Source organism: Pseudomonas sp. Mn2068 (assembly GCF_049319725.1).
GTDB classification, from domain to species: domain Bacteria; phylum Pseudomonadota; class Gammaproteobacteria; order Pseudomonadales; family Pseudomonadaceae; genus Aquipseudomonas; species Aquipseudomonas gingeri.
Window position 1 is genome coordinate 167,133 of the sequence record NZ_JBMOUG010000014.1, and the last position, 22,850, is coordinate 189,982.

The window sequence follows — 22,850 nt, forward strand, 5'->3', positions numbered from 1 at the left end:
AGGCGGCGAGTCGGCGGACGGCGTTAGATACTGCTGGCTTGCGTGGAGCCCTGCTCCTGGCGGGGTGTCCCGCTGAAGATCGGGTAGAACTCCGTGGGACGCCCCAGGTAGCTGATGAACAACGCCACGGAGTCCGCGTTGGCGAGGATGACATCGATGCGCCTGGCGTCGTCTTCCTGGAATTTTCGCCGGGCGTGGTGCAGGTCGGGGCTGCGTGTCAGTGCCAGGACCCGCTTGTACGGTTCATCCTCGATATCGTGCCAGGTGCCGGTGATCTCGTCTTCGACCCTGAACAGCTGTTGGCTGGGAGTCCGCGAAGAGAGGGCCGTTTCCTGCAGCTCCCGCAATGTGTCCTGTCGTTCACGCCCGTCGATGGTGGTGGTGTCGATCAGGTCGTAGAAGGGTCGGAAGGCATCGAGGTAGGCGATGTCCACGGTATTGAAGACGATATGGCTGAACTCGTGGAGCAGGATGGTGGCCATGTTGTGCAGGACGCTGTTGAAGGTCCTCGGCCGGATGGGCTCATAGACCTCCAGGCCGGGTTCGAAGAACAGCTCGTTCAGGTAGATCTTGCGGGTATGGTCGCAGGTCACCACGAAGGCCGCGCACATCCTCTCCGGTGTCCGGGCGGCGCCGAGGACATAGAGCTCCGAGAGGTCGGGAGAGCGGGCAGGGGACAGCAGTTCCATGAGCAGCTTGTCGAGCATCCTGCCGATTCTCTGGTTCAGACCCCGACTGATGGTTTTGAGGCCAAAGAACTCCTGGAGATAAATCTGGCGCTGGCTGTCGAGCCGCGTGCTGGCGGCCAGTGATTGCAGGCGTTGCCTGGCGTTTCTCAGGTAGGTGACGGCCAAGGCATGGGCCTGCCTGATCTGCCGGGCCTTGTCCGGGTAAAGAAGCCTGATCGCTTTCATGCCCGTGGCCAGTACCTTGATTTCACGGCCCACGGTCTGCCGGGTATTGATACGGTCCACCAGGCGACCGCCATCTCCGCCACCGAGCAAGCGCCCCTTGAGGTCCAGTTCCCACTGGCCCTGCTGGTCCTTTCTGAGCCAGGGGCCGGGTTCCTGATCGCTGACGATGCGCCAGCGCCGGTCCTCGTTCCGTACCTGGAACACCCGTCCGCCGACGGCGGCGTACTGGCGCCGGGTGCCCGGGTCGGTATGGATGCCCGGGACGGTGTCATGCTCCAGGTCGTTCAGGGCGATATCCCGGGCTTCATAGCCGAGCACACGGTCCTGCTGTTCCCGGGTCAACGGTATGTCTGCCCAACCCGGCCATCGTGGGAAGGGGGACTCGACCGGGGCGGCTGCCGGGACGGGTTCCTGCGCGGGCTTCGGCAATTCGACCAAGGCGCTGGCTGTCGGCGCCTCGCGGGCCAGGGCCAGTTGCGCCAGGGCACGGGTGAACTCCTCCAGGGCCACTGTCCAGTGACCTTGCCAGGCCTTGTCCGCGGCCTCCTTGAACCGTGGCAGGGTTTGCCAGATCAACCAGGGCATGCGCAAGCGGCCGAGCATGAAGCGGGCGTCCTGGTGCAGTTGATTGCCGAGCAGGTGGACTACCGTGCTCCAGGCCGACTGATGGCCTCGGGAGTCTTGCAGTCCCAGTTGATCTTTCAGCAGGGCGGTCATGTCGTGGTACAGCCGGTGGAGGAAATTGCCCTTGAAGGCGTTCCAGACGGCACTGACGGTCTGGCGACTGAAGACCTGTTCGCCGTAGAACTGGCGCACGCCGCTGGCAAGCCTGCCGAGCACCAGCTGGCGCAGCGGTCCGGGACGGCCGAGCTCGCTCATGAGCTGCGTTTCGTTGCCATACTCGCGAAAGGCCGGTTGTTCGCCATACGGGCTGAAGAGCACCAGGGGGCCGCGGTTATCGGAACGTCCGATCAGGTACAGGCCCAGGGCCCGGTCCGCGCTCGTCCAGGCCTGGCGCAGCAGCGCCAGCGGATACACGACGATGTCGTTGCCGGCAAGCGGGAGACGGGCAACGCCGTCGGGCATGCCCAGCAGGTGCCGGATAAAACCGTGGGCCTCGGCGGACAGTGAGTGTTGCAGGTACTGGCGCAGGGCGTGTTCGAGGCCCTGCCAGACCAGGTGCAGGCTGAACAGCTCGCGGCGCTCGGGTACGCCCTTCTCGCCGTGGGACAGGTGGGAGTCCAGCAGTGCCGCGTAATGGGTGCCGATGCCCGCCTCCCTGACCAGCGCATTGAGGTGCGCGACCGTCAGGCCGGCCGGCAGTGGGTTGGCCGAGGTCAGTGTCGCCGTCGCCCCGTCGATCTCGTCGATCTCGTCGATCTCGTCGAAATGACGCAGGGCGTAGTCCGTCAGCGTGTAGCTGCCCGGCGCGTCCAGGTCGGGCAGCGACAGGTACAGGTCATCCGGGTCCAGGCGCGCTGCGGGGTAGTCGCGGCTCAGCAGGCTGGCGATCTTGGTCCGGGCAAAGTGGCGGATATCGGGGATGTCGTGATGGTAGTCGAGGGGGGCGTCGACCTGTTGCCGGTGTCGGTCCAGCAGCTCGGCCAGGGCCAGTTGCTGGCTGGCGGGGGCACTCGCCAGCCAGGCGGGCAGCGCGCTGTGCAGGCGGGTATGGCGTGTCGCGTCGAGGGCTTTTTCCAGGTACGCCAGTGAGGCGTGTCGGAGCAGGCAGGACTGAAAGTGGCCTTGCAGGATGGCGGCCGGCAGTGGCGAGGAGGCCGCTTCGGCGAGGTCGCCCAGGGCCTTGTCGGCCACGGAGTCGGTAAGGTCGGTCAGGAAGTCGTTGCGGATGCGTGCGAAGCCGATGCTCATGCCATTGTGCTGATTGTTCGCCCAGAGCGGTGCTGGGGGCGGGGCGGCGACCAGGTTTTCCAGCAGCGACAGGCTTTGGACCGGGGTGTGCAGGCGCCGGTTGAGTTCGACTTCGGCCCTGGGCAACGAGGCGAATGCTTCGAGCCCGCCGGCCGGGGTCCAGAGCAGCGCGCGCCCGGAGTTGACCGGGTCCAGCCCGCCTCGCTCGGTGATCAGGAAACAGTTGAACAGCTTGCGCGGCAGCGACGGCCCGGCGGTTTTCAGGGTGAGTTCGAAGGCATCCGGGATAAACCCCCGCAGGCCCTTGCGCCGCGGACTGTCCGGGCTGTCGAGGAGTACTTCGAGCAGTTCCCGGGCGCTGTCGTCCAGCGTGCCGGCCAGGACTCGCTGGCGAGCTTCGTAGCGCAGTGCGCTGCTCAGGGCTTCACGCAACAACGGGGTGTTCTGGGAATAGAACGTGCGCTGGCGGCGCAACAAGCGCGGCAGGAAGTCCTGCAGGGCGGCGTCGACGAGAGGGTTGGCGGTGGGAATATCGAGGTTGTCGATCCTTGACCATCGCCCGTCGGGATCACGGCTGAACAGGCCCGTATCGACGCGGTCGGCCAGGGGCGGGGCGAGGCCGACCGAGCGCTCCAGCAGATGTTCGGCCAGGCTGATCGACGTACTCAGGGCAAGCCCCTGTTGTTCGGCGGAGGCGCTTGGGTACTGGTTGATGTAGAGCGTGGCCGGTACCAGGTTGCCCCGGCGGGTGTCGATCAGTGCCTCGTGCAAGGCGTTTTGCGCGAAAGTCAGGAGATCGGGACGTTTGGCCAATTCGCCGCCGAGGCGTTTTTTCAGGGTCTCGAGGGTGTGCCCGTGTGCCTGGGCGGTGTCCTGTGTCGTGGCCTGGGCATCGGTGGGTTTGGCGGGTGGCGGCTCGGGCTTGTCCGATGACCGGTCCAGGCGGGTGCTCCAGCGCTCGCGGGTATCGAGCGACTGCAGTTTCCGGCTGATCATCGTGCGGATGTCCAGGGCCGCATCCAGGGCTGCGCCGAGAGCCAGTTGTCCGTTACTCCTGTGGTAGCGGGCCAGTACGTAGTCGATGTTGTCCCGTTGCTTGGCGATAATGGCGTCCAGCCGGTTTTCGAACACCGGCTGATCGACGGCGGCTTGTTGCGTGGCCAGCGCGGGAAATTGCCGCAGGTCGTCGAGCTCGCTCAGGGACAGGGTTTCCGTCAGTTCGTCGGTGCCGCCGGTATCGTGCAACTCCCGCAGAAGGCTGCTGTCCAGGGCGTCCTGGTCGTTGAGCCGCGTGAGCCTGCCGTAGGCATAGACAAACAACGCGCCGGGATTGACGGATTCGTCGCTCACCACGAAGGCATTGGCGAGCGCGGTCTGGGAGGGCTTGCTGGTGTTGTAGCCCAGGCTCTTGATGCGGGTGTGGCGCAGCCGCGCTGGCGTGTAGGGGTAGAGGGCTGCTAGCCAGTGGTGGGTCCTGGGGCTGATGTTTTCCCATTGCAGTTGCTTGAGCAGTTCGGTGCGCCAACAGGTGCCCATGACGTCGCTGAACAACTGGCGGCGGGAGTGACCGCTGTCCAGCACGGTGTTCCAGTAGCTTTCCAGTTCGCTGTGCAGGCGCAGTTTCAGGCTGCCGGAGATGTCCGTGATGGCGCGTTCCCACTGCGCGGTGTCAGCGGGTACGGCGTTGTAGCCGGGTGCGCTGAATTCGCGGGTCTGGTCGGCGGGCCAGGCTTGCGCGAGGTAATGCGCCAGCAGCGCGTCGGCCAGGGAGTGCACGCCGACGGGGCGCCGTTGCGGGGCATTACCCTGGTCTGGCGTGTCGCTGCGGTAACAGGTCATGTTGACGCTCGCCAGGTTGACCCCGGCAAACCGTCGGCCCAGTTCGTCGTTGAGCATCTTGTTGAGCAGCGCCGCCAGGGTCGGCAGCTTGAGCAGTTGCTCGTTCAAGGTCTGGAGATTCTGCCGTTGCTGCTGGTCGACGGAGCGACGCCGGTCGAGGAACACCGCGCCTTCGATGGGCTCGGCCTTGACCCGGACGTTGCCGTCGAAGCGGATCCGGCTCCTGGTCTCCAGCGCCACGAAGCGCAGCAGTTCGTCGCGCTGCGTCTCGCTGTTCAAACGGCTGAGCAGGCTCTGGGTGGCCTCGCTGCGCGTATCGAAATGTTCCAGGCCCAAGCCCGGGCTGTAGAGGTACGAGCAATCGTCCGTTCCCGGGTTCATCAGGAACACCCCCGCCAGGTCCACGGGCACGATGCCGGTGGCCTCGACCGTGAATTTTTCCACGGTCATCGGATCGTCGAGGGCCTGGCGGGCTTGCTGGTTGGGCAGGAAGACGTTGCGCAACCAGTCGCGGTCGGTGCTGGAAATGTTCAGCGCCCGCTCCCGGTCATTGGGCGTGTCGCGCAGTTCCAGGGCTTCGGCGAACTCATAGGGAAAGGAATCGGTAGTCATGGCTTTTGCCTTCGTTCGTACTGACGAACCGCTGGGCGCTGGCAGGCCAGGCTTCGCGGGAAATGGCAAAAACGCTACCGGGTGGCGGGGGCGCGGGGTGGTAGATAGTTCTGTGGCAGGCGTGTCCCTTGTCGCGCTGACAAGGGACCGGGGGAACGCTGTGCGATCAGTCGCGTCGGCCCAGCAGCAGGCCGACCACCAGGCCGAAGCCGGCGGAAATCGCCACGGTCTGCCACGGATGGCCGCCGATGTAGGTTTCGGTCGCTTCGACCACGGGCTTGGTGTTTTCGCGCACATGGGTGACCGAGTCCAGGGCCTGCTTGAGCTTCTGGCTGATCTGCGCGCGCAGGCTTTCGCCTTCCTCGCCCACCAGCGCGGCGCTGTCCTTCAAGAGTTTTTCCGATTCCTGGATCAGCGCTTGCAACTCGCTGAAGGCCTGGTCCTTGATCTGGTCTTCGGCAGCTTGTACGGCGGATTTACGGGCCATGGCGATATTCCTTTCAAGTGAATGATGCTCTGAATAATGGGAGTCGGGGGGACCTGGGAAAGTTGCAAAATTTTCCGTCCGGGCACATCGGCCAGCCAAAATCCTCGATCGGATGTGTGTAGCGACAGTGTAAGATACGGCTCTATTTGTACCGCAGGATTTTCCAATGAGCTTCAATCTGGCTAACAAGTCCCTGGCCGAGCGTGCCGCCATCGAGGATGAGAAGTCCCGTCTGTTCGACCTCTGGCAGAGCAACCTGGGCAAGGCCAAGGGCGAGGCGGCACGCCTGTTCGGCGAGCGCGCCAAGCGCAAGGGCAAGTGGGCGGAATGGGTACGTGCGGAACTCGACACCCTGTCGCCACCGGAATACACCAGCATGGTGCGCAGCGAGGTCAACCGCCTGATGGCGGCAGCCAAGTAGGGCGTCGGTGTCAGCTGACGGCGGTCACGGTGTAGCGCTGGCGCACGGCGCCGACGCTGATCTGCACCTCGTCACCGTCGAACTTGCCCAGCAGGGCCTGGCCCAGCGGTGAGCGCGGGCTGATCACGGTGATCGTCCGCCCCTCCCATTCGATCTTCAGGCCGGCGGCATCCGGGGCCAGGAACAGTTGCTGCTCGTTGCCGTTCTCGGCTTCGAGGGTCAGCAGGGCGCCCAGCTGGATGCCCGCCTGATCGTCGTAGGGACGCAGCGGCAGTTCCCGGCACTGCTTGAGGGCCTGACGGATTTCCTCGACACGCCGGGCCTGCCCGGTGGCCAGGTACGAGGCTTCCAGGCCCAGGGTGTCGTACTTGTTCTCTGCGATGTTCTCTTCGTCGGTCGCGGCTTCGTAGGCGGTTTGTGCCGCCCGTTGCAGGACATCGAGATCGACCGCCAGGGTGTCGATGATGCGCTGGTGCACCGCGTGCTTGTCCATGCCGTGCAACCGGTTCAATTGCAGAACTGCAGCACGTTGGCCCGGCTCTTGTCGCTGGGCGCGGTCTGGTCCTGCTGCAACCAGAACTGGCATTTCGGATTGGACAGGTTGCGATAGCTGTTGCGGGCCTGGTCCAGGCGCTGCTGCTCTTCGTTCTTGCGCAGATTCTCTTTGTACTGCTCGAACATCTGCGTCGAATCGCCGGGAGCTTGTGGCGCGGTCGGCGCGGCGGGCTGGCTGATCTGCCGGACGGCCTCGGCGACGGGGGCCAGCGGCTGGGCAATGAACAGCCGGGCGACCAGCCAGGCGGTGAGGGCCAGCGCGACGAAACCGAGCCAGATGCCCAGCGCGATGCTGGCGGTCAACTGCAGTGGATTGAGGGTGACATACAAGCGGCGACGCGGTGGTGGGCGATAAGGCATGGCGGCCTCCTGGCGGGCGGTTCTTCGCAGGATGCGATTGTCGCATGAAGATTAATCGACGTCGGCTCTTCTGCGCAGGAGGATTTATGCGGACAATCGACGCCTTTGCCAAACGGAGCCCGTGCATGCCGGCCAACTGGGATATTTTCTGCACCGTCGTCGACAACTATGGCGATATCGGCGTGACCTGGCGCCTGGCCCGGCAACTGGTGGCCGAGCATGGCCTGGCCGTGCGCCTGTGGGTCGACGATCTGCGGGCCTTCGAGCGCTTGTGCCCGGAACTCGACATCGAACAGGAACAGCAGGTCCGCGAGGGCGTCGAGGTGCGCCGCTGGTCGGGCGACTGGCAGCCGGTGGCGGCGGCGGATGTGGTGATCGGTGCCTTTGCCTGCCAGTTGCCCCACGACTACATGGACGCGATGGCCCGGCGCGAGACCACGCCGCTGTGGCTCAACCTGGATTACCTGAGCGCCGAGGACTGGATTGTCGGCTGCCATGGCCTGCCCTCGGTCAAGTACAAGCAGGTACAGAAGTTCTTCTTTTTCCCGGGGTTTGAGGCGGGCACCGGCGGCCTGCTCCGTGAGGCGGGATTGCTGGAGCAGCGTCGGGCCTTTCAGGCGGATCCTGCGGCACGCCGGGATTTCCTGCGTGGCCTGGACGTCGATCCGACGGATGGCGAGCGGTTGATCTCGTTGTTCGCCTACGAGAACGAGGGCGTGGCCAGTTGGCTCGAAGCCCTGGCGGCCGATAGCCGCCCGACCCGGCTATTGGTGCCCGAAGGCCGGGTACTGGCGGATGTCCAGCGCTGGCTGGGCAGCGGTGAGTTGCGGGCCGGCGCCATCGAGACACGTCGGGCCCTGACGGTGCAGGTGCTGCCGTTCGTCCCCCAGCAAGCCTATGACCGCCTGCTCTGGAGCTGCGATTTCAACGCCGTACGCGGCGAAGACTCGTTCATTCGCGCGCAATGGGCCGGCCGGCCGTTGCTCTGGCATATCTACCGACAGGAGGACGATATCCACCTGGACAAGCTGGAAGCGTTTCTCGCGCTGTACACCCGGGGCCTGTCCGAGCCGGCCCTGGCCGCTTTCAGTGGCTGGTGGCGGGCCTGGAACAGTGGAAACGGGGTGGGTGAAAGCTGGTCGGCGGTGCTGCGCAACGAGCGGGAACTGGCCGAACACGCCGAACGCTGGTGTCTGGAACAGGCTTCGCGGCCCGATCTTGCCACGGCGCTGGTGAAGCTTTACCTAAATTGGATATGATACGCGGCCTAGATTTATGTACATCCCATCCAAATTCGGATATTCGCAATGAAAACTGGTAAAGAACTGAAACCCGGTACCGTGATCCGTATCGACAACGATCCTTGGCTGGTTCAGAAAGCTGAATTCACCAAGTCCGGTCGTAACAGCGCGATCATGAAGACCAAGCTGAAGAACCTGCTGACCGGCTACAAGACCGAAACCGTCTACAGCGCCGATGACAAGCTGGACGATGTGATCCTCGACCGTAAGGAAGCGACCCTGTCCTTCATCAGCGGCGATTCCTACACGTTCATGGACACCACCGACTACACCATGTACGAGCTGAACGCCGAAGACATCGAGGCCGTTCTGCCATTCGTGGAAGAAGGCATGACCGACGTCTGCGAAGCCGTCTTCTTCGAAGACCGCCTGGTTTCCGTGGAACTGCCGACCACTATCGTGCGTCAGGTCGACTACACCGAAGGTTCCGCTCGCGGTGACACTTCCGGCAAGGTGATGAAGCCTGCCAAGCTGAAGAACGGTACCGAGCTGTCGGTAGCTGACTTCATCGAAATCGGTGACATGATCGAGATCGATACCCGTGAAGGCGGTTCCTACAAAGGCCGTGCCAAATAAGCACTGCTTTTCGCCACACGAACAAAAAAGCCCGGGCATGCCCCGGGCTTTTTTGTGTCTGTTTGTTTCTGTGGCGTGGCGCGACCCCTTGTGGGAGCCGGCTTGCTGGCGATGCGGTGTGGTAATCGACATCGTCGTCGCCTGATTCACCGCCATCGCCAGCAAGCCGGCTCCTACAGAGGGGGCAGCGTTCACCGTGCCACCCCGTAGACGCTTATTTCAGGTGTTCCTTCAGTTCCTGCGAAGCCTGCAGGAGAGCCGAACGAACCTCCGGCACCTGGCTGACCACGTTGAGCAGGCCGAAGTCATGGATCATGCCGTTGTAGCGCACGCTGGTCACCGGTACGCCGGCTTCATCCAGCTTGCGGCCGTAGGCCTCGCCTTCATCCCGCAGGACGTCGGCCCCGGCGGTCTGGATCAACGCCGGTGGCAGGCCCTTGAGCTGTGCCGTGGTGGCCCGCAGCGGTGAGGCGTAGATCTCGCCGCGCTGCTTGGCATCGGTGGTGTAGTTGTCCCAGAACCACTTCATCATGTTTTTGCTGAGGAAGTGACCCTCGGCGTACTGGTTGTAGGACGCCGTCTCGAAACTGGCATCGGTCACCGGCCACAGCAGCAGCTGGAACTTCAGTGCCGGGGTGCCCTTGTCCTTGGCCATCAGGCTGACCACGGCCGCCATGTTGCCGCCGACGCTGTTGCCGGCCACGGCCAGGCGCTTGCCGTCGACATTGATTTCCTTGCCGTGCTCGGCCACCCAACGGGTCGCGGCGTAGGCCTGGTTGATCGCGGTCGGGTAATGGGCCTCGGGTGACGGCGTGTAGTTGACGAACACCGCCGCCGCCCCCGAACCCACCACCAGGTCACGCACCAGCCGCTCGTGGGTGGGGAAATCCCCCAGGACCCAGCCGCCACCGTGGAAGAACATGAACACCGGCAATGTGCCCTTGACCCCGGCCGGGCGGACGATGGTCAGCTCCAGCGGCTTGCCGTCGACCTGGATGGTCTTCTGGCTCACGTCGGTCTTGGGCAATGTCAGCTTGACCCCTGACTGCGCACCGGACAGCACGGCGCGGGCTTCTGCTGGCGTCATCTGTTCCATCGGCTTGCCCGTGCCGGCATTCAAGGCGTCGAGAAATGCCTGGGTGTTGTGTTCGATACCGGTGTTTTCGGCGGCGAACGCCGTGTGGACGGACAACGCGAGCAGGGTACCGGTCAGGACTTTGCTGAAAGTGTTCATGTACGGATCCTCAGGTGGCAGATGGGTTAGACAGTGACGTGCAGGCGGACGTCGACGTTGCCACGGGTGGCGTTGGAGTACGGGCAGACCTGGTGGGCGGCGTCGACCAGGCTTTGTGCATCGGCCTGTTCCAGACCCGGCAGGCTGATGTGCAGGTCGATATCCAGGCCGAAACCACCAGGGATCTGGCCGATGCCGACGTGGGCGGTGATCGAGGCGTCAGCCGGGATCTGGCGCTTGGTCTGGCTGGCTACGAATTTCAGCGCGCCGATAAAGCAGGCCGAGTAGCCGGCGGCGAACAGTTGCTCAGGGTTGGTGGCTGCACCACCGGCACCGCCGAGCTCTTTGGGAGTGGCGAGCTTGACGTCCAGGATGTTGTCGCTGGAGATCGCGCGGCCATCACGGCCACCGGTGGAAGTTGCAACTGCGGTATAGAGAGTTTGCATGGCGAGCCTCGTCGTTTCGGAAATTTGTTTTGCGCTAAATGTTTGCGCGCTAAGTGACTGCGAGATAAATGTATCGCGCTAATACTTTGTGCGCAAGGTAAATTTTCAAAAAAGTTTCGAACGGGCTTTTCTGGCTGGATCGTTCAGGGAGGTTAGCGGTAAGCCGAAGGGAAGGTTGCGAGCAGGATCGCCCCTGGGGCCAGGAGCGATCTGTTGTCTTTGTAGGAGCGGTCGGGCAATGCGGATTTGCCTGCGATCAAGGCGCAGGGCTGGGGAAGATCGTTGTCAGAGGCTGTCTTGCAGGTGCCCGCGCAGCGTCAGCAGTTCGGCCTGCAGGGCACGCAGGCGCTCCATGGAACCACCACCGGCGGCCAGGATGCATTGCGGAATACCCCGGGCCTTGTCGCGCAGGGCACGCCCGGCGTCGGTCAGTTCGACGATCACCACCCGCTCGTCGGCCTTGCTGCGGGTCCGGCTCAGCAGCCCTTCGCTTTCGAGGCGCTTGAGCAGGGGGGTCAGGGAGCCGGGGTCGGTCATCAGCTTGTGGCTGATCTCACCGACGGTCAGGCCGTCCTGTTCCCACAGCACGATCATCGCCAGGTATTGCGGGTAGGTCAGGTTCAGGGCCTGGAGCAGGGGCTTGTAGACCTTGGTCATCAACAACGAGGTGGAGTGCAGGGCAAAGCACACCTGGTTGTCCAGAAGCAGGTCGTCACAGTGGTCGGTGGTGCTGTTCATCGCTAGAGCCTTGTACGTTACGTCTGTTGAATCTAGCGGGCGAATCTTTAATGCGCCAGGGAATTTTCTCTGCCTAGTGGCGCCCCAGGCCGCTTTGCAGTGCCAGGTCCCAGGGGGGCACGGGGCTGAAGCGACTCTTGAGGAACTCCAGCAACAGGCGGCTGCGGGAGTTGGCCGGTTGTTCCAGGCGCAGCGCGTAGACCCCGGCGGTCTCGGGGGCCGGCAGGCCATTTTCACAGAACAGCGGCAACAACTCCCCGCGCAGCAGGTACTCGCTGATCAGCCAGGTCGGCAGGTGGGCGATGCCCAGGCCGCTGAGGGCGCCGGACAGCAGGGCTTCGGCGTTGTTCGAGGTCATGCGGATTCGCGACGGACGGTGCAGTTGTACCTGTCCGTCCTGGTGGAAGCGCCAGGCCATCGGCGGGGCCAGGGCGTCCCAGTCGAGGCCGTCGTGTCCGCCCAGTTCGTCCGGACGCAGCGGCGTGCCGCGGCTTTTCAGGTAGGCCGGACTGGCGCAGGCGATCCGCACGATGCTTGCCAGGGGCGTGGCCACCAGCCGGGTATCGGCCATTTGCCCGGCGCGCAGGACCAGGTCGACCTTGCCCAGGTTGGAGCCCTGCATATCGACGAAGCTGTCGATCAGGTGCAGTTGCACGTCGAGTCCGGGGTAGTCGACCAGGAAGTCGGCGATGGCCGGGGCCAGATGGCGACGACCGAAGGCCGCGGGGGCGTCGATACGGATCAAGCCTTCCGGCGCATTGCTCAGGGACACCGCCTCGGCCCGCGCCAGGCGCAGTTCGGCGACGATCCGTCGGGCCCGCTCGGCAAAGGCCAGCCCGGCGGGTGTGGCCCGTACCGCGTGGGTGCTGCGAATGAACAGGCGGCTGCCGATCGAGCTTTCCAGGCTGTCGATCCGCCGGGCCACGGCCGATGGGGTCAGCGGATGACGCCGGGAGGCGGCGGAAAAGCTGCCGGTTTCCAGGACATCGAGAAACAGGCCGAGTTGATCCGTAAGGCTGGTGGGATTCATGGCGTTTGCTTGTGCAAGATTGGCATAGCCATTGTGCGTTGTTGTGCGTTTCCGCGCTAGAGCGGACTGCGTAGCATGGAGGGCATTGAGCGGGGAGACAGCTGTGATCGAGTGGATTGAGTACCTGGTGCTGGGCATCGTGATGGGCGGCGTGGGCGGGATATTCGGGATCGGGGGCGGCATGATCGCCATTCCGGTGCTGGGCATCCTGTTCGGCCTCGACCAGCAGTTGGCCCAGGGTACGGCGCTGGTGATGGTGGTGCCGAATGTGGTGCTGGCGCTGCATCGCTACAACCAGCGCAATCGCATCGAGCTGCGCCATGCGTTGCCACTGGTATTGATGAGTTTCTGCTTTGCCTGGTTCGGCGCCCTCTGGGCGGTCGGACTGGATCCGCGCAGCATGCGCCTGGGCTTTGTCGGTTTTCTCCTGGTGCTGGCGCTTTTCTATCTGGTGCGTCTGTTCATGGCACAGTCGCCGGTGTCGGCGCACATGCGCTATCCCTGGCCATGGCTGGGGGTACTGGGGGCGGCGTCGGGGACCATGGGCGGCTTGTTCGGGGTGGGCGGGGCCGTGGTGGCCACGCCGTTCCTGACCAGTGTCTTCGGTACTTCGCAGGTGGTGGCCCAGGGCCTGTCGCTGGTCCTGGCACTGCCGAGCACCAGCGTCACCCTGGTAACTTACGCGGTGCATGGCGAGGTGGACTGGCGCATGGGCATCCCCATGGCCATCGGCGGCTTGCTGAGTATCAGCTGGGGGGTGAAAGTGGCCTACGCCTTGCCCGAGAAAGTCCTGCGCGGCCTGTTCTGCGCCTACCTGGTGCTCGGCGCGCTGCTGCTCGGCTTCAAGGTTTGAAGCCTTCGACGATGTGCTCGGCCAGGCATTCGGTGATCGGCGAAGGCTTGTTCAGGTTGCGTATCAGCATGATGTTCAGCAGGGGCAACTGAGGCATGCCTTCGGTTTCGCCGAGGATTCGCCAGTCCTGGGGGATCAGGCTTTCCAGCTGGGCGGTCATCGCCAGTCCGGCGTTGACCACCGCCATGATCGTCGACAGGCTCGGGCAGGCATAGGCCAGGCGATAGTCGCGGCCGCGGGCATCGAGGGCGTTGCAGGCCCATTGGGTACAGAAGCAGTCCATCCCGTCCATGGCCAGTGGCAAGGGGTTCTGTTCGTGGATCGTGGCGTTCTGGGCCTCGGCCCAGACCAGGCGTTCCTGGCGCAGTAACTGGCCTAGTTCGCTGCCCGGCTTGCGGGTGACGATGGTCAGGTCCAGGTCCTGGCGTTGCAGCAACTGCGTGGAGGATTCGCAGTTCACTTCGAGCTGGATCAGCGGATAGAACTGCGCGAAACGCGACAGGATGCCCGGCATGAAGCGCATCACGTAGTCATCCGGCACACCGATCCGTACCAGGCCGACCATATGGGGCTCGCGCAGGGTATTGAAGACTTCGCTCTGCAGTTTGAGGATGCGCCGGGCATAGCCGAGCAGCACCTGGCCCTCGGCGGTCAGGCGCATCTGGCGCCCATCGCGTTCGAACAACTGGCGCTGGACCACATCTTCTTCCAGGCGCTTCATCTGCATGCTGACGGCCGATTGCGTGCGGTTGACCTGTTCGCCGGCCTTGGTGAAGCCACCGTGCTCGGCAATCGCGACAAAGGTGCGCAGGACGTCGGTATCGATGCTCGGGTAGCTGGACAACTCATCAATCTCCGAGATGTATTGCATAAGAAACATTCGTTGGATTGATCTTAGCCCCGGGCGGAGACTTTAGTCATCCCCAACTGGAGGGCAAGATGATGAAAGGTCAAAAAGGTTATCTGCTGGTGGGCGCGGCCTCGCACTCGGGGTTTTCGCCAAGGGCCCTGTGGCAGCGGCTGGTCCGTTGGCACGATCTGTCGCGCGAGCGCCAGTTGCTCGCGGCGATGAGTGACGACGCGCTCAAGGACATGGGCCTCAGCCGCGCCGATGTCGACCGGGAAACCCACCAGCACTTCTGGAACGATCCGCTGGGCAAGGGCCGTTGATGAGACTACACAAGCAGGGGGCGACTGCGGTAGCGTGCGGGTTCACAAGGAGGCGTGCATGCCCGCAGACCTGTCGTTTTCATTGAAGCAAGCCCGGCGCCTGGCGCTGGCCGCCCAGGGGTTCCAGGGGCGCAGGGCCCAGGCGTCGATCAAGCCGTTGCACGTCAATCGCCTGATCGAGCGCCTGGGGGTCGTGCAGATCGATTCGGTCAATGCCCTGGTGCGTTCCCATTACCTGCCGTTGTTTTCCCGTCTCGGCAATTACTCTTCCGACCTGCTCGACCAGGCGGCCTGGAGCCAGGGCCGGCGTCGTACCCTGTTCGAATACTGGGGACACGAAGCTTCGCTGTTGCCGATGGCGCTGTATCCGCTGATGCGCTGGCGCATGGAGCGGGCTTCCCGTGGCGAGGGCATCTATCAGCAGATGGCGCGCTTCGGCCGCGAGCAGCAGGCGACCATTCGCCGGGTCCTGGCGCTGGTCGAGGAGCGCGGTGCGCTGGGGGCCGGCAGCCTGTCGAGTCGTGAGGAAAAGGCCGGGCCCTGGTGGGACTGGAGCGCCGAGAAGCATGCGCTGGAGTGGCTGTTCGCCGCCGGTGAGGTGACGGTGGCCGGGCGCCGGGGTTTCGAACGGCTCTATGACCTGCCGGAGCGGGTGATTCCTTCGGCAGTGCTCGGGCAGCCGCTGATCGACGAAGCCGAGGCCCAGCGCGGTTTGTTGCGCCAGGCCGCGGCGGCCCTCGGGGTGGCGACGGAGAAGGATCTGCGCGATTACTTCCGTCTGGACCCGGCCGACAGTCGGGCGCGCCTGGCGGAGTTGCTCGAGGCCGGCGAGTTGCGGGCGGGCGAGGTGCAGGGCTGGCGCCAGCCGGTGTACTGCCTGGCGGATATCAAGGTGCCGCGCAAGGTCGAGGCCAGCGCGTTGCTGTCGCCGTTCGACTCGCTGATCTGGGAGCGCAGCCGTACCGAGCGGTTGTTCGACTTCCGTTACCGCCTGGAAATCTATACGCCGCAGCACAAGCGGGTGTATGGCTACTACGTGCTGCCGTTCCTGCATGGCGAACGCATCGCCGCGCGGGTCGACCTGCGTGCGGAGCGGGCGCTCGGGCGCCTGGCGGTGCATGCCGTGCACGAGGAAGAGCAGGGGCTGGATGAGGCGGGGATGGCCGCGCTGGCCGTCAGTTTGCGGCAACTGGCCGACTGGCTGGGGTTGCCGGATATTCAGCTCAACTGCCAGCGGGTCAGTGCGCAGCGGTTGCGCGGCTTGCTGTGAATCCCGGGTAGGGCGCTGCCTGGAAGGGCCTCTTCGCGGGCAGGCCCGACGCCTGCGGACTCATGTCGTCTGCAGGAGCCGGGCTTGCCCGCGAAGGCGGTCTGACGAACCACGAAAAACCGCCTGAATCAGCGCCGCACCTGCTTCAACGTCTCGGCAATCAGGAACGCCAGCTCCAGCGACTGATCGGCGTTCATCCGCGGATCGCAATGGGTGTGATAGCGGTCCGACAGGCCATCTTCGGTGATCGGCCGCGCGCCGCCGATGCACTCGGTGACATTCTGCCCGGTCATCTCGATATGAATCCCGCCGGCATAACTGCCTTCGGCCTGGTGCACCTGGAAGAACTGCTTCACCTCACTGAGGATCTGCGCGAAGTCGCGGGTCTTGTAGCCGCTGCTGGCCTTGATGGTGTTGCCGTGCATCGGGTCGGAACTCCACAGCACCTTCTTGCCTTCGCTTTCCACCGCGCGGATCAGTTGTGGCAGGTGATCGCCGACCTTGTTCGCGCCCATGCGCACGATCAGGTTCAGGCGACCGGGGTCGTTGTCCGGGTTGAGAATATCGATCAGGCGGATCAGGTCGTCGGTGTTCATGCTCGGGCCGACCTTGACCCCGATCGGGTTGTTCACCCCGCGCAGGAACTCGACGTGGGCGCCGTCGAGCTGGCGGGTACGGTCGCCGATCCACAGCATATGGGCCGAGCAGTCGTAGTAGTCGTTGGTCAGGCTGTCGCGGCGGACAAAGGCTTCTTCGTAGTTCAGCAGCAGCGCTTCATGGGCGGTGAAAAAACTGGTCTCGCGCAGTTGCGGTGAGCTGTCCATGCCGCAGGCGCGCATGAACGCCAGGGTTTCATCGATGCGGTCGGCCAGCTGGCTGTATTTCTCGGCCAGGGCCGAGTTGGCGATAAAGTCCAGGTTCCATTTGTGTACCTGGTGCAGGTCGGCGAAGCCGCCCTGGGCAAAGGCGCGCAGCAGGTTCAGGGTGGCGGTGGCCTGGTGATAGGACTGCAGCAGGCGGTCCGGGTCGGGCACGCGGCTTTTTTCATCGAAGCCGATGCCGTTGACGATATCGCCACGATAGGCCGGGAGGGTCACGCCGTTGATGGTTTCGTCGTTGGCCGAGCGCGGCTTGGCGAACTGGCCGGCCATGCGTCCGACCTTGACCACCGGGCAGCCGGCGGCGAAGGTCATGACAATGGCCATCTGCAGCAGCACCTTGAAGGTGTCGCGGATCTTGGCGGCCGAGAACTCCGCGAAACTCTCCGCGCAGTCGCCGCCCTGGAGCAGGAAGGCCCGGCCCTGGGTCACTTCGGCGAACTGCCGGCGCAGTTCGCGGGCTTCGCCGGCAAACACCAGGGGCGGGTAGCTGGCCAGGCTTTGCTCGACGCGCAGCAGGTGGGCGGCGTCCGGGTAATGAGGTTGTTGCTGGATCGGCAGGGCGCGCCAGCTGTCAGGGCTCCAGGGGTGGCTCATCATGAACTCTAGTGTTGACGGTCGGAGTCCCATGTTAGCAGCAATTAGTACGTGACCTGCTCCCGTGGCTTGGCCGACAATCGGCGCTTTCCCGCTCGTAGCCGAGCGGCTTGATTCATCGCGACGGCAGGGGCCGCTCGCGGCAAGGAGATGAAATGTCTGAGGAGCGCGTCGAGCGTCTGCTGGCTGAAGTGCACGACGACTTCGGCATGATTCGCGTGCTGGAAGTGGACGACTACCGCTTTCTCGAATTTGGCGATGCGATCGAGCAGAGCTGCGTGTTCACCGCTGATCCCAGTTGGCTGGAATATGACTATACCCGGGCCATGCTCATCGGCGCGCTGTGCCACGAGTTGCCCGAGAGCGCGCTGTTCCTCGGGCTGGGGGCCGGGACACTGACCCAGGCCTGCCTGAAGTTCCTGCCGCTGGAAGATGTCGAGGCCATCGAACTGCGCCCGGACGTACCGCGCCTGGCCATCGAGTACCTGGGGCTGGACGACGACCCGCGGCTTTACATCCGGGTCGGCGATGCCCTGGAACTGCTGGAGACCGCGGAGTCGGCGGACCTGATCTTCGTCGACCTCTATACCGATGTCGGCCCGGGGGTGGGGCATCTGGCCTGGACCTTCCTGGAGAACTGCCAGAAGAAGCTCAATCCCGGCGGCTGGCTGGTGATCAACCAGTGGGCCACCGACGATGGCAAGCCCCTGGGCGCGGCGCTGCTGCGCGGGTTGTACCACCGGCATTACTGGGAACTGCCGGTGAAGGAGGGCAATGTCATCCTGATCGTCCCGGCGGACCTGGACCAGGTGCTGGACCGCGACGCCCTGATCGGTCGCGCCGATGAGCTGGCGCCGCGCCTGGGCTACTCGTTGCAGTCGTTGATCAGGGATATCCGCCCGGCGACCTGAGGTTCAGCGCCCCTTGAATTCGCCGGGGCGTTTTTCCAGCATGGCGCGCACGCCTTCCGCGGCGTCCTCGCTGGTCAGCAGTTTCTTGACCAGCGCCGGCAGGCTCGCCGCCGCGGCCGTCTCCCCTTCGTAGCGGGCCTGGCGCGCCGAGGTCAGTGTCGCCTGGACACCCAGCGGCGCCTGTCGCGCGATGCGTTCGGCCAGTTGCAGGGCTCTTGGCAGCAAGTCTTCGCTGGCCATCACTTCCTGCACCAGCCCGAGGCGCAGCGCCTCGTGGGCGTCGAACTCGTCGCCGGTCAGCAGCCAGCGCATCGCGTTGCCCCAGCCGGCGATCTGCTGGAAACGCAGGGTCGCGCCGCCGAAGGGAAAGATCCCGCGTTGCACTTCCATCTGGGCAAACCGGGTGTTGCTGGCGCACAGGTTGATATCCGCGGCGAGCATCAGCTCTATGCCGATGGTCAGGCAGTAGCCCTGCGCCGCGACGATGACCGGTTTGCTGACCCGGGGGCCGGCAAATACGCCCCAGGGATCACAACCGCCGGTCGGTATCTTCCAGCCTTCGGCCATGGTCGCGCCGACCTTGGCCAGGTCCAGGCCGGCGGTGAAGTGTTCGCCATGGCCGAAGACCACGGCGACCCGCGACTGTTCGTCGCGCTCGAACTCGCTATAGGCCAGGCTCAGTTCGTCGAGCAGGTCGAGGTCGAAGGCATTGCGCTTGGCGACCCGGTCCAGGCCGAGCAGCAGGACATGACCACGTTGTTCACGACTGACACGACTGGCGGCGGGCTGATTCATGGGGCAGTTCCTGGGTAGGGGAGCGAAGCCGCGGGCCGGCGTAGCCGACCTGATGGGTGAACCGTTTAAGCACCAAAGCACGCCCGTAGAAAATAACGCTTTGGCCGCCGATCCGCAAAGCCTGAAACAGACGGGCGTCTACCGGCTTTTGCCGATAAATAAATCTCCCTTTTTTCGCCAATTCCGGTATAGTGCGCGCCGGCCTTTAACCGGGCCGCGTTTAGGTAATGCAATTCCCCGAAGCCAGCTTCGGCTGCTGTTCGCCCTGCGGACTATCCTTGACGATTCTTTCATTCAATCGTTTTCGCAAATCCCCGCCGACAAAGCTGCCAGGGTGACTCTCAGAGTCTTACACGGCATGTGCAGCTTTGGAGCATGGGTCTTTGCGGATGCACTTAGAGGCAGACCCATGACCCAGGAAATCGGCGGCTTCGCCGCTCTTGAACTTCATCCCAATATTGTCGCTGCAGTAGTCGCTACCGGCTATGAAGAGCCTTCGGCCATTCAGCAGCAGTCAATTCCGATCATCCTTGCCGGTCACGACATGATTGGTCAGGCACAAACCGGTACCGGTAAAACGGCCGCTTTCGCCCTGCCTATCCTTCACCGCATCGATCCGTCCAAGCGCGAGCCGCAAGCTCTGATCCTGGCCCCAACCCGTGAGTTGGCGCTGCAAGTTGCAACCGCTTTCGAAACCTACGCCAAGCAGATGCCGGGCGTGACTGTTGTGGCTGTCTACGGCGGCGCGCCGATGGGCCCACAATTGAAAGCAATCCGGAATGGCGCGCAGATCGTTGTCGCCACCCCGGGCCGTCTGTGCGACCACCTGCGTCGCGACGAAAAAGTCCTGGCGACCGTGAACCACCTGGTTCTCGACGAAGCCGACGAAATGCTCAAGCTGGGCTTCATGGATGACCTGGAAGTCATCTTCAAGGCCATGCCGGAAAGCCGCCAGACCGTCCTGTTCTCGGCCACCCTGCCGCAATCGATCCGTGCCATCGCCGAGCGCCACCTGCGCGATCCGAAGCACGTGAAGATCCAGAGCAAGACCCAGACCGTCACCGCGATCGAGCAGGCCCACCTGCTGGTTCACGCCGACCAGAAGACCTCGGCCGTGCTGAGCCTGCTGGAAGTCGAGGACTTCGATGCCCTGATCATGTTCGTGCGCACCAAGCAAGCGACCCTGGACCTGGCCAGCGCCCTGGAAGCCAAAGGCTACAAGGCCGCCGCGCTGAACGGCGACATCGCCCAGAACCAGCGTGAGCGCGTGATCGATTCCCTCAAGGATGGCCGCCTGGACATCGTTGTGGCAACCGACGTGGCTGCTCGTGGCCTGGACGTTCCGCGCATCACCCACGTATTCAACGTGGACATGCCGTACGATCCGGAATCCTACGTTCACCGTATCGGCCGTACCGGCCGTGCCGGTCGCGAAGGTCGTGCCCTGCTGCTGGTGACTCCACGCGAGCGCCGCATGCTGCAAGTGATCGAGCGTGTGACCGGTCAGAAAGTTGCCGAAGTCCGCCTGCCGGATGCCCAGGCCGTTCTCGATGCGCGCATCAAGAAGCTGACCAACAGCCTGTCGCCACTGGTGGCCGATGCCGAATCGACCCACGGTGATCTGCTCGATCGCCTGACCGCCGATATCGGTTGCAGCCCGCGTGCCCTGGCCGCGGCCCTGCTGCGCAAGGCGACCAACGGTCAAGCGCTGAACCTGGCCGCTATCGAGAAAGAGCGTCCACTGGTGCCGAACAATGCACCACGTGGCGATCGTCCGGAGCGTTCGGGCGACCGTCCCGAGCGTAGCGATCGCGAGCGTCGTGCCCCGATCCCGCTGGCCGAAGGCCGTGCCCGCTGCCGTACCGCGCTGGGCGCGCGTGACGGTATCGCCGCCAAGAACCTGCTGGGCGCCATCCTCAATGAAGGTGGCCTGGCTCGTGAAGCGATCGGTCGCATCCAGGTGCGCGACAGCTTCAGCCTGGTGGAACTGCCGGAAGACGGTCTGGAGCGTCTGCTGACCAAGCTGAAGGACACCCGCGTTGCCGGCAAGCAGCTCAAGCTGCGTCGCTATCGCGAGGATTGATCGACAGGCGTCGACAGACGTTGCGTTGATTGATCGATAAAAAAATCCCCGACTGGTTCGGGGATTTTTTTTGCCTGCTCCTGGAGAATTCACGTTTCACCGCGAAATATCTCGCTACCCCGAACCGAACCTTGTGGGAGCCGGCTTGCCGGCGATGAGGCCCGCGAGGCTGGCATTGGCCTGACGGACGCCATCGCCGGCAAGCCGGCCCCACAAAAGCGCTGTCAGGCGAAGCGATAGATGTCCATGCCCAACGCGCCCATGGTGAAACCCTGATGGGCGATGCTCATCCGGTCGCCAGCGCCGCGGGCGAAGTACAGCGGCAGCAGGTGCTCGTCGCTGGGGTGGCTGCGCACCGCGTAGGGGGCCTGTTTGCGGTAGTCGTGCAGGGCGGCCTCGTCATCGGCGGCGAGTTTGTCCACCATCCAGTCGCGAAACGCCTTGGCCCATGGCTCGATGGTTTCCGGGCCGGCATGCCAGTCCAGTTCGCCGAGGTTGTGGGTGATGCTGCCGGAACCGATCAGCAGGATGTCCTGGTCCCGCAGGCTGCGCAGGGCCTGTCCGACCCTGGTCTGCAACGCAGGACCCTGGCGGCTGGGCAGGGAGACCTGGACCACCGGGATATCGGCTTGCGGATACATCAGCGACAGCGGCACCCAGACGCCGTGGTCGAACGGCCGGTTGTTATCCAGGCGGGCGGGCAGGCCGCTGGCCGTCAACCGCTGGGCCACCTCGGCGGCCAGTTGCGGTTCGCCCGGCGCCGGGTATTGCACAGCGAACAGTTCGCGGGGGAAGCCGCCGAAGTCGTGCCAGGTTTCCGGGTGCGGGTTGCTGCTGACCAGCAACTCCTGGCTTTCCCAGTGGGCCGAGACGATCACGATGGCTTTCGGGCGTGGCAGTTCGGCGGCCAGCCGGGCCAGCGCCGGGCCACTGGCACCGGGTTGCAGCGCCAGCATCGGCGAGCCGTGTGAGATAAACAGGCTGGGGAGCATAATAAAGGTCCTGAGCGTTAAGATGAGATCATCTTCGGTCAGATCATTGATCTAAATCTAATATAAGTTTTGATAGGTTTTAATCGAATTTCCTGAGGTCAATCATGCAGCCCGAGTTTTGGCACAAACGCTGGGAGTTCAACCAGATCGGTTTTCATCTGGATCAGGTCAATCCCTGTCTGCAACGCTTCTGGCCGGACCTGGCGCTGGAGCCCGAGGCGCGGGTGCTGGTGCCGCTCTGTGGCAAGAGCCTCGACCTCGCCTGGCTGGCGGCCCAGGGGCTGCGGGTGCTGGGCGTGGAACTGTCGGAGAAGGCCGTGGAGGCCTTTTTTGCCGAGCAGCAGCTCAAGCCGCAGGTGCGCGAGCACGGTGCCTTGCGGATCTACGAGGCCGGGCCGCTGGAGCTCTGGTGCGGGGATTTCTTCGCCCTGACCGCGGCGGACGTCGCCGACTGCACGGCGCTTTATGATCGTGCGGCGCTGATCGCCTTGCCGCTGGAGATGCGCGAGCGTTACACGGCGCATCTGACACGGATCCTGCCGGGTGGCTGCCAGGGTTTGCTGATCACCCTTGATTACGATCAGACGCAGATCGACGGCCCGCCGTTCGCGGTACTCGATGGTGAGGTCCGGCGTCTGCTGGAGCCGCAGTGGCAATTGCGCATGGAGGAGGAGCGGGATGTGCTCGGCGAGAGCTGGAAGTTTCTCCAGGCGGGTGTCACACGGCTGGAAGAGCGGGTGTACCGGCTGGAGAAGATTGCTTGAGGATGGTGGGTTGCTAGCTGGTGGGTGTTGAGGCTGTGTGGGCTTTATGTGGGGGGCTTGTGTGGGAGCGGGGGTGGTCGCCCGGACTTTTGTGTCCTTTCCCTATCCCTTTCCCTCCCGACCCCCCCCCCCCAGCCCCGCCCTCCCAACAA

20 protein-coding genes and 1 pseudogene are annotated in these 22,850 nt (G+C 64.1%); 9 read left to right on the plus strand and 12 right to left on the minus strand.

Features of this window, described 5'->3' with window-relative positions; genetic code table 11:
• Positions 1 to 23: 23 nt before the first annotated feature.
• On the minus strand, positions 24 to 5,237 hold the full coding sequence (locus ACL9RJ_RS26220; protein WP_422765820.1) for a dermonecrotic toxin domain-containing protein: 5,214 nt from the start codon (positions 5,235 to 5,237) through the stop codon (positions 24 to 26).
• 166 nt (positions 5,238 to 5,403) lie between these two features.
• The gene (locus ACL9RJ_RS26225; protein WP_017125855.1) at positions 5,404 to 5,724 is read right to left on the minus strand and encodes a DUF883 family protein; all 321 of its coding nucleotides are present in this window, start codon (positions 5,722 to 5,724) and stop codon (positions 5,404 to 5,406) included.
• A 166-nt stretch (positions 5,725 to 5,890) separates the two neighbouring features.
• On the opposite strand from ACL9RJ_RS26225, the gene ACL9RJ_RS26230 reads away from it, so the two are divergent.
• Positions 5,891 to 6,145, plus strand: a complete 255-nt coding sequence (locus ACL9RJ_RS26230) for a hypothetical protein (RefSeq protein ID WP_017125856.1) — start codon at positions 5,891 to 5,893, stop codon at positions 6,143 to 6,145.
• A 10-nt stretch (positions 6,146 to 6,155) separates the two neighbouring features.
• Here ACL9RJ_RS26230 and ACL9RJ_RS26235 read toward each other — a convergent pair whose 3' ends face one another.
• Both ACL9RJ_RS26235 and ACL9RJ_RS26240 read right to left on the minus strand, forming a co-directional pair.
• Positions 6,156 to 6,638 carry a GreA/GreB family elongation factor gene (locus ACL9RJ_RS26235; protein WP_017125857.1) on the minus strand — a complete coding sequence of 161 codons (483 nt, stop codon included), beginning with the start codon at positions 6,636 to 6,638 and terminating at the stop codon, positions 6,156 to 6,158.
• A gap of 14 nt (positions 6,639 to 6,652) precedes the next feature.
• Positions 6,653 to 7,060 (minus strand): hypothetical protein, encoded by a 408-nt coding sequence (locus ACL9RJ_RS26240; RefSeq protein WP_017125858.1) that lies wholly within the window; start codon positions 7,058 to 7,060, stop codon positions 6,653 to 6,655.
• A 125-nt stretch (positions 7,061 to 7,185) separates the two neighbouring features.
• Here ACL9RJ_RS26240 and earP point away from each other — a divergent pair, with 125 nt between their 5' ends.
• Together earP and ACL9RJ_RS26250 are read left to right on the plus strand one after the other, a co-directional pair.
• Complete coding sequence (gene earP, locus ACL9RJ_RS26245; protein WP_017125859.1) at positions 7,186 to 8,319, plus strand: elongation factor P maturation arginine rhamnosyltransferase EarP; 1,134 nt, start codon at positions 7,186 to 7,188, stop codon at positions 8,317 to 8,319.
• Positions 8,320 to 8,367: 48 nt separating this feature from the next.
• Positions 8,368 to 8,937: an elongation factor P gene (locus tag ACL9RJ_RS26250; RefSeq protein ID WP_017125860.1), complete on the plus strand. Its 570-nt coding sequence runs from the start codon at positions 8,368 to 8,370 to the stop codon at positions 8,935 to 8,937.
• 214 nt (positions 8,938 to 9,151) lie between these two features.
• Here ACL9RJ_RS26250 and ACL9RJ_RS26255 read toward each other — a convergent pair whose 3' ends face one another.
• The 4 genes from ACL9RJ_RS26255 to ACL9RJ_RS26270 all read right to left on the minus strand — a co-directional run bounded on the left by ACL9RJ_RS26255 (position 9,152) and on the right by ACL9RJ_RS26270 (position 12,385).
• Entirely contained in the window at positions 9,152 to 10,171 is a 1,020-nt protein-coding gene (locus ACL9RJ_RS26255) for an alpha/beta hydrolase (protein WP_017125861.1), read from the minus strand.
• Positions 10,172 to 10,197: 26 nt separating this feature from the next.
• The gene (locus ACL9RJ_RS26260; protein WP_017125862.1) at positions 10,198 to 10,617 is read right to left on the minus strand and encodes an organic hydroperoxide resistance protein; all 420 of its coding nucleotides are present in this window, start codon (positions 10,615 to 10,617) and stop codon (positions 10,198 to 10,200) included.
• Positions 10,618 to 10,902: 285 nt separating this feature from the next.
• Positions 10,903 to 11,355 (minus strand): MarR family winged helix-turn-helix transcriptional regulator, encoded by a 453-nt coding sequence (locus tag ACL9RJ_RS26265; protein WP_017125863.1) that lies wholly within the window; start codon positions 11,353 to 11,355, stop codon positions 10,903 to 10,905.
• Between the two features lie 73 nt (positions 11,356 to 11,428).
• Positions 11,429 to 12,385: a LysR family transcriptional regulator gene (locus ACL9RJ_RS26270; RefSeq protein ID WP_017125864.1), complete on the minus strand. Its 957-nt coding sequence runs from the start codon at positions 12,383 to 12,385 to the stop codon at positions 11,429 to 11,431.
• 103 nt (positions 12,386 to 12,488) lie between these two features.
• On the opposite strand from ACL9RJ_RS26270, the gene ACL9RJ_RS26275 reads away from it, so the two are divergent.
• Positions 12,489 to 13,238 carry a sulfite exporter TauE/SafE family protein gene (locus ACL9RJ_RS26275; RefSeq protein WP_422765821.1) on the plus strand — a complete coding sequence of 250 codons (750 nt, stop codon included), beginning with the start codon at positions 12,489 to 12,491 and terminating at the stop codon, positions 13,236 to 13,238.
• On the opposite strand, the gene ACL9RJ_RS26280 is transcribed toward ACL9RJ_RS26275, so the two are convergent.
• Positions 13,228 to 14,082: a LysR family transcriptional regulator gene (locus ACL9RJ_RS26280; RefSeq protein WP_177116420.1), complete on the minus strand. Its 855-nt coding sequence runs from the start codon at positions 14,080 to 14,082 to the stop codon at positions 13,228 to 13,230. The two genes, ACL9RJ_RS26275 and ACL9RJ_RS26280, sit on opposite strands and share 11 nt — an antisense overlap.
• A gap of 98 nt (positions 14,083 to 14,180) precedes the next feature.
• Here ACL9RJ_RS26280 and ACL9RJ_RS26285 point away from each other — a divergent pair, with 98 nt between their 5' ends.
• Positions 14,181 to 14,408, plus strand: coding sequence for a DUF1127 domain-containing protein (locus ACL9RJ_RS26285; protein WP_042935266.1), 228 nt, complete (start codon positions 14,181 to 14,183; stop codon positions 14,406 to 14,408).
• A 58-nt stretch (positions 14,409 to 14,466) separates the two neighbouring features.
• Positions 14,467 to 15,678 (plus strand): winged helix-turn-helix domain-containing protein, encoded by a 1,212-nt coding sequence (locus ACL9RJ_RS26290; RefSeq protein WP_177085018.1) that lies wholly within the window; start codon positions 14,467 to 14,469, stop codon positions 15,676 to 15,678.
• A 128-nt stretch (positions 15,679 to 15,806) separates the two neighbouring features.
• On the opposite strand, the gene ACL9RJ_RS26295 is transcribed toward ACL9RJ_RS26290, so the two are convergent.
• Positions 15,807 to 17,153, minus strand: coding sequence for a class II 3-deoxy-7-phosphoheptulonate synthase (locus ACL9RJ_RS26295; protein WP_017125869.1), 1,347 nt, complete (start codon positions 17,151 to 17,153; stop codon positions 15,807 to 15,809).
• 155 nt (positions 17,154 to 17,308) lie between these two features.
• On the opposite strand from ACL9RJ_RS26295, the gene ACL9RJ_RS26300 reads away from it, so the two are divergent.
• A complete protein-coding gene (locus ACL9RJ_RS26300) occupies positions 17,309 to 18,064 on the plus strand; it encodes a spermidine synthase (protein WP_017125870.1) in 756 nt (251 codons plus the stop codon).
• A gap of 3 nt (positions 18,065 to 18,067) precedes the next feature.
• On the opposite strand, the gene ACL9RJ_RS26305 is transcribed toward ACL9RJ_RS26300, so the two are convergent.
• Positions 18,068 to 18,859: a crotonase/enoyl-CoA hydratase family protein gene (locus ACL9RJ_RS26305; protein WP_422765822.1), complete on the minus strand. Its 792-nt coding sequence runs from the start codon at positions 18,857 to 18,859 to the stop codon at positions 18,068 to 18,070.
• A gap of 375 nt (positions 18,860 to 19,234) precedes the next feature.
• Here ACL9RJ_RS26305 and ACL9RJ_RS26310 point away from each other — a divergent pair.
• Positions 19,235 to 20,942, plus strand: a pseudogene (locus ACL9RJ_RS26310) (DEAD/DEAH box helicase).
• A 224-nt stretch (positions 20,943 to 21,166) separates the two neighbouring features.
• Here the strand turns inward: ACL9RJ_RS26310 and ACL9RJ_RS26315 are convergent.
• A complete protein-coding gene (locus ACL9RJ_RS26315) occupies positions 21,167 to 21,934 on the minus strand; it encodes a DODA-type extradiol aromatic ring-opening family dioxygenase (RefSeq protein ID WP_177107434.1) in 768 nt (255 codons plus the stop codon).
• Between the two features lie 104 nt (positions 21,935 to 22,038).
• On the opposite strand from ACL9RJ_RS26315, the gene ACL9RJ_RS26320 reads away from it, so the two are divergent.
• Positions 22,039 to 22,698, plus strand: a complete 660-nt coding sequence (locus ACL9RJ_RS26320) for a thiopurine S-methyltransferase (protein ID WP_103032883.1) — start codon at positions 22,039 to 22,041, stop codon at positions 22,696 to 22,698.
• Positions 22,699 to 22,850: the final 152 nt, after the last annotated feature.

Coding starts and splice junctions, on each gene's coding strand:
- ACL9RJ_RS26320 (WP_103032883.1), top strand. CDS start 22,039: ATGCAGCCCGAGTTTTGGCACAAACGCTGGGAGTTCAACCAGATCGGT.
- ACL9RJ_RS26220 (WP_422765820.1), bottom strand. CDS start 5,237: ATGACTACCGATTCCTTTCCCTATGAGTTCGCCGAAGCCCTGGAACTG.
- ACL9RJ_RS26315 (WP_177107434.1), bottom strand. CDS start 21,934: ATGCTCCCCAGCCTGTTTATCTCACACGGCTCGCCGATGCTGGCGCTG.
- ACL9RJ_RS26225 (WP_017125855.1), bottom strand. CDS start 5,724: ATGGCCCGTAAATCCGCCGTACAAGCTGCCGAAGACCAGATCAAGGAC.
- ACL9RJ_RS26255 (WP_017125861.1), bottom strand. CDS start 10,171: ATGAACACTTTCAGCAAAGTCCTGACCGGTACCCTGCTCGCGTTGTCC.
- ACL9RJ_RS26300 (WP_017125870.1), top strand. CDS start 17,309: ATGTCTGAGGAGCGCGTCGAGCGTCTGCTGGCTGAAGTGCACGACGAC.
- ACL9RJ_RS26235 (WP_017125857.1), bottom strand. CDS start 6,638: ATGGACAAGCACGCGGTGCACCAGCGCATCATCGACACCCTGGCGGTC.
- ACL9RJ_RS26230 (WP_017125856.1), top strand. CDS start 5,891: ATGAGCTTCAATCTGGCTAACAAGTCCCTGGCCGAGCGTGCCGCCATC.
- ACL9RJ_RS26305 (WP_422765822.1), bottom strand. CDS start 18,859: ATGAATCAGCCCGCCGCCAGTCGTGTCAGTCGTGAACAACGTGGTCAT.
- ACL9RJ_RS26265 (WP_017125863.1), bottom strand. CDS start 11,355: ATGAACAGCACCACCGACCACTGTGACGACCTGCTTCTGGACAACCAG.
- ACL9RJ_RS26270 (WP_017125864.1), bottom strand. CDS start 12,385: ATGAATCCCACCAGCCTTACGGATCAACTCGGCCTGTTTCTCGATGTC.
- ACL9RJ_RS26260 (WP_017125862.1), bottom strand. CDS start 10,617: ATGCAAACTCTCTATACCGCAGTTGCAACTTCCACCGGTGGCCGTGAT.
- ACL9RJ_RS26295 (WP_017125869.1), bottom strand. CDS start 17,153: ATGAGCCACCCCTGGAGCCCTGACAGCTGGCGCGCCCTGCCGATCCAG.
- ACL9RJ_RS26250 (WP_017125860.1), top strand. CDS start 8,368: ATGAAAACTGGTAAAGAACTGAAACCCGGTACCGTGATCCGTATCGAC.
- ACL9RJ_RS26240 (WP_017125858.1), bottom strand. CDS start 7,060: ATGCCTTATCGCCCACCACCGCGTCGCCGCTTGTATGTCACCCTCAAT.
- earP (WP_017125859.1), top strand. CDS start 7,186: ATGCCGGCCAACTGGGATATTTTCTGCACCGTCGTCGACAACTATGGC.
- ACL9RJ_RS26285 (WP_042935266.1), top strand. CDS start 14,181: ATGAAAGGTCAAAAAGGTTATCTGCTGGTGGGCGCGGCCTCGCACTCG.
- ACL9RJ_RS26290 (WP_177085018.1), top strand. CDS start 14,467: ATGCCCGCAGACCTGTCGTTTTCATTGAAGCAAGCCCGGCGCCTGGCG.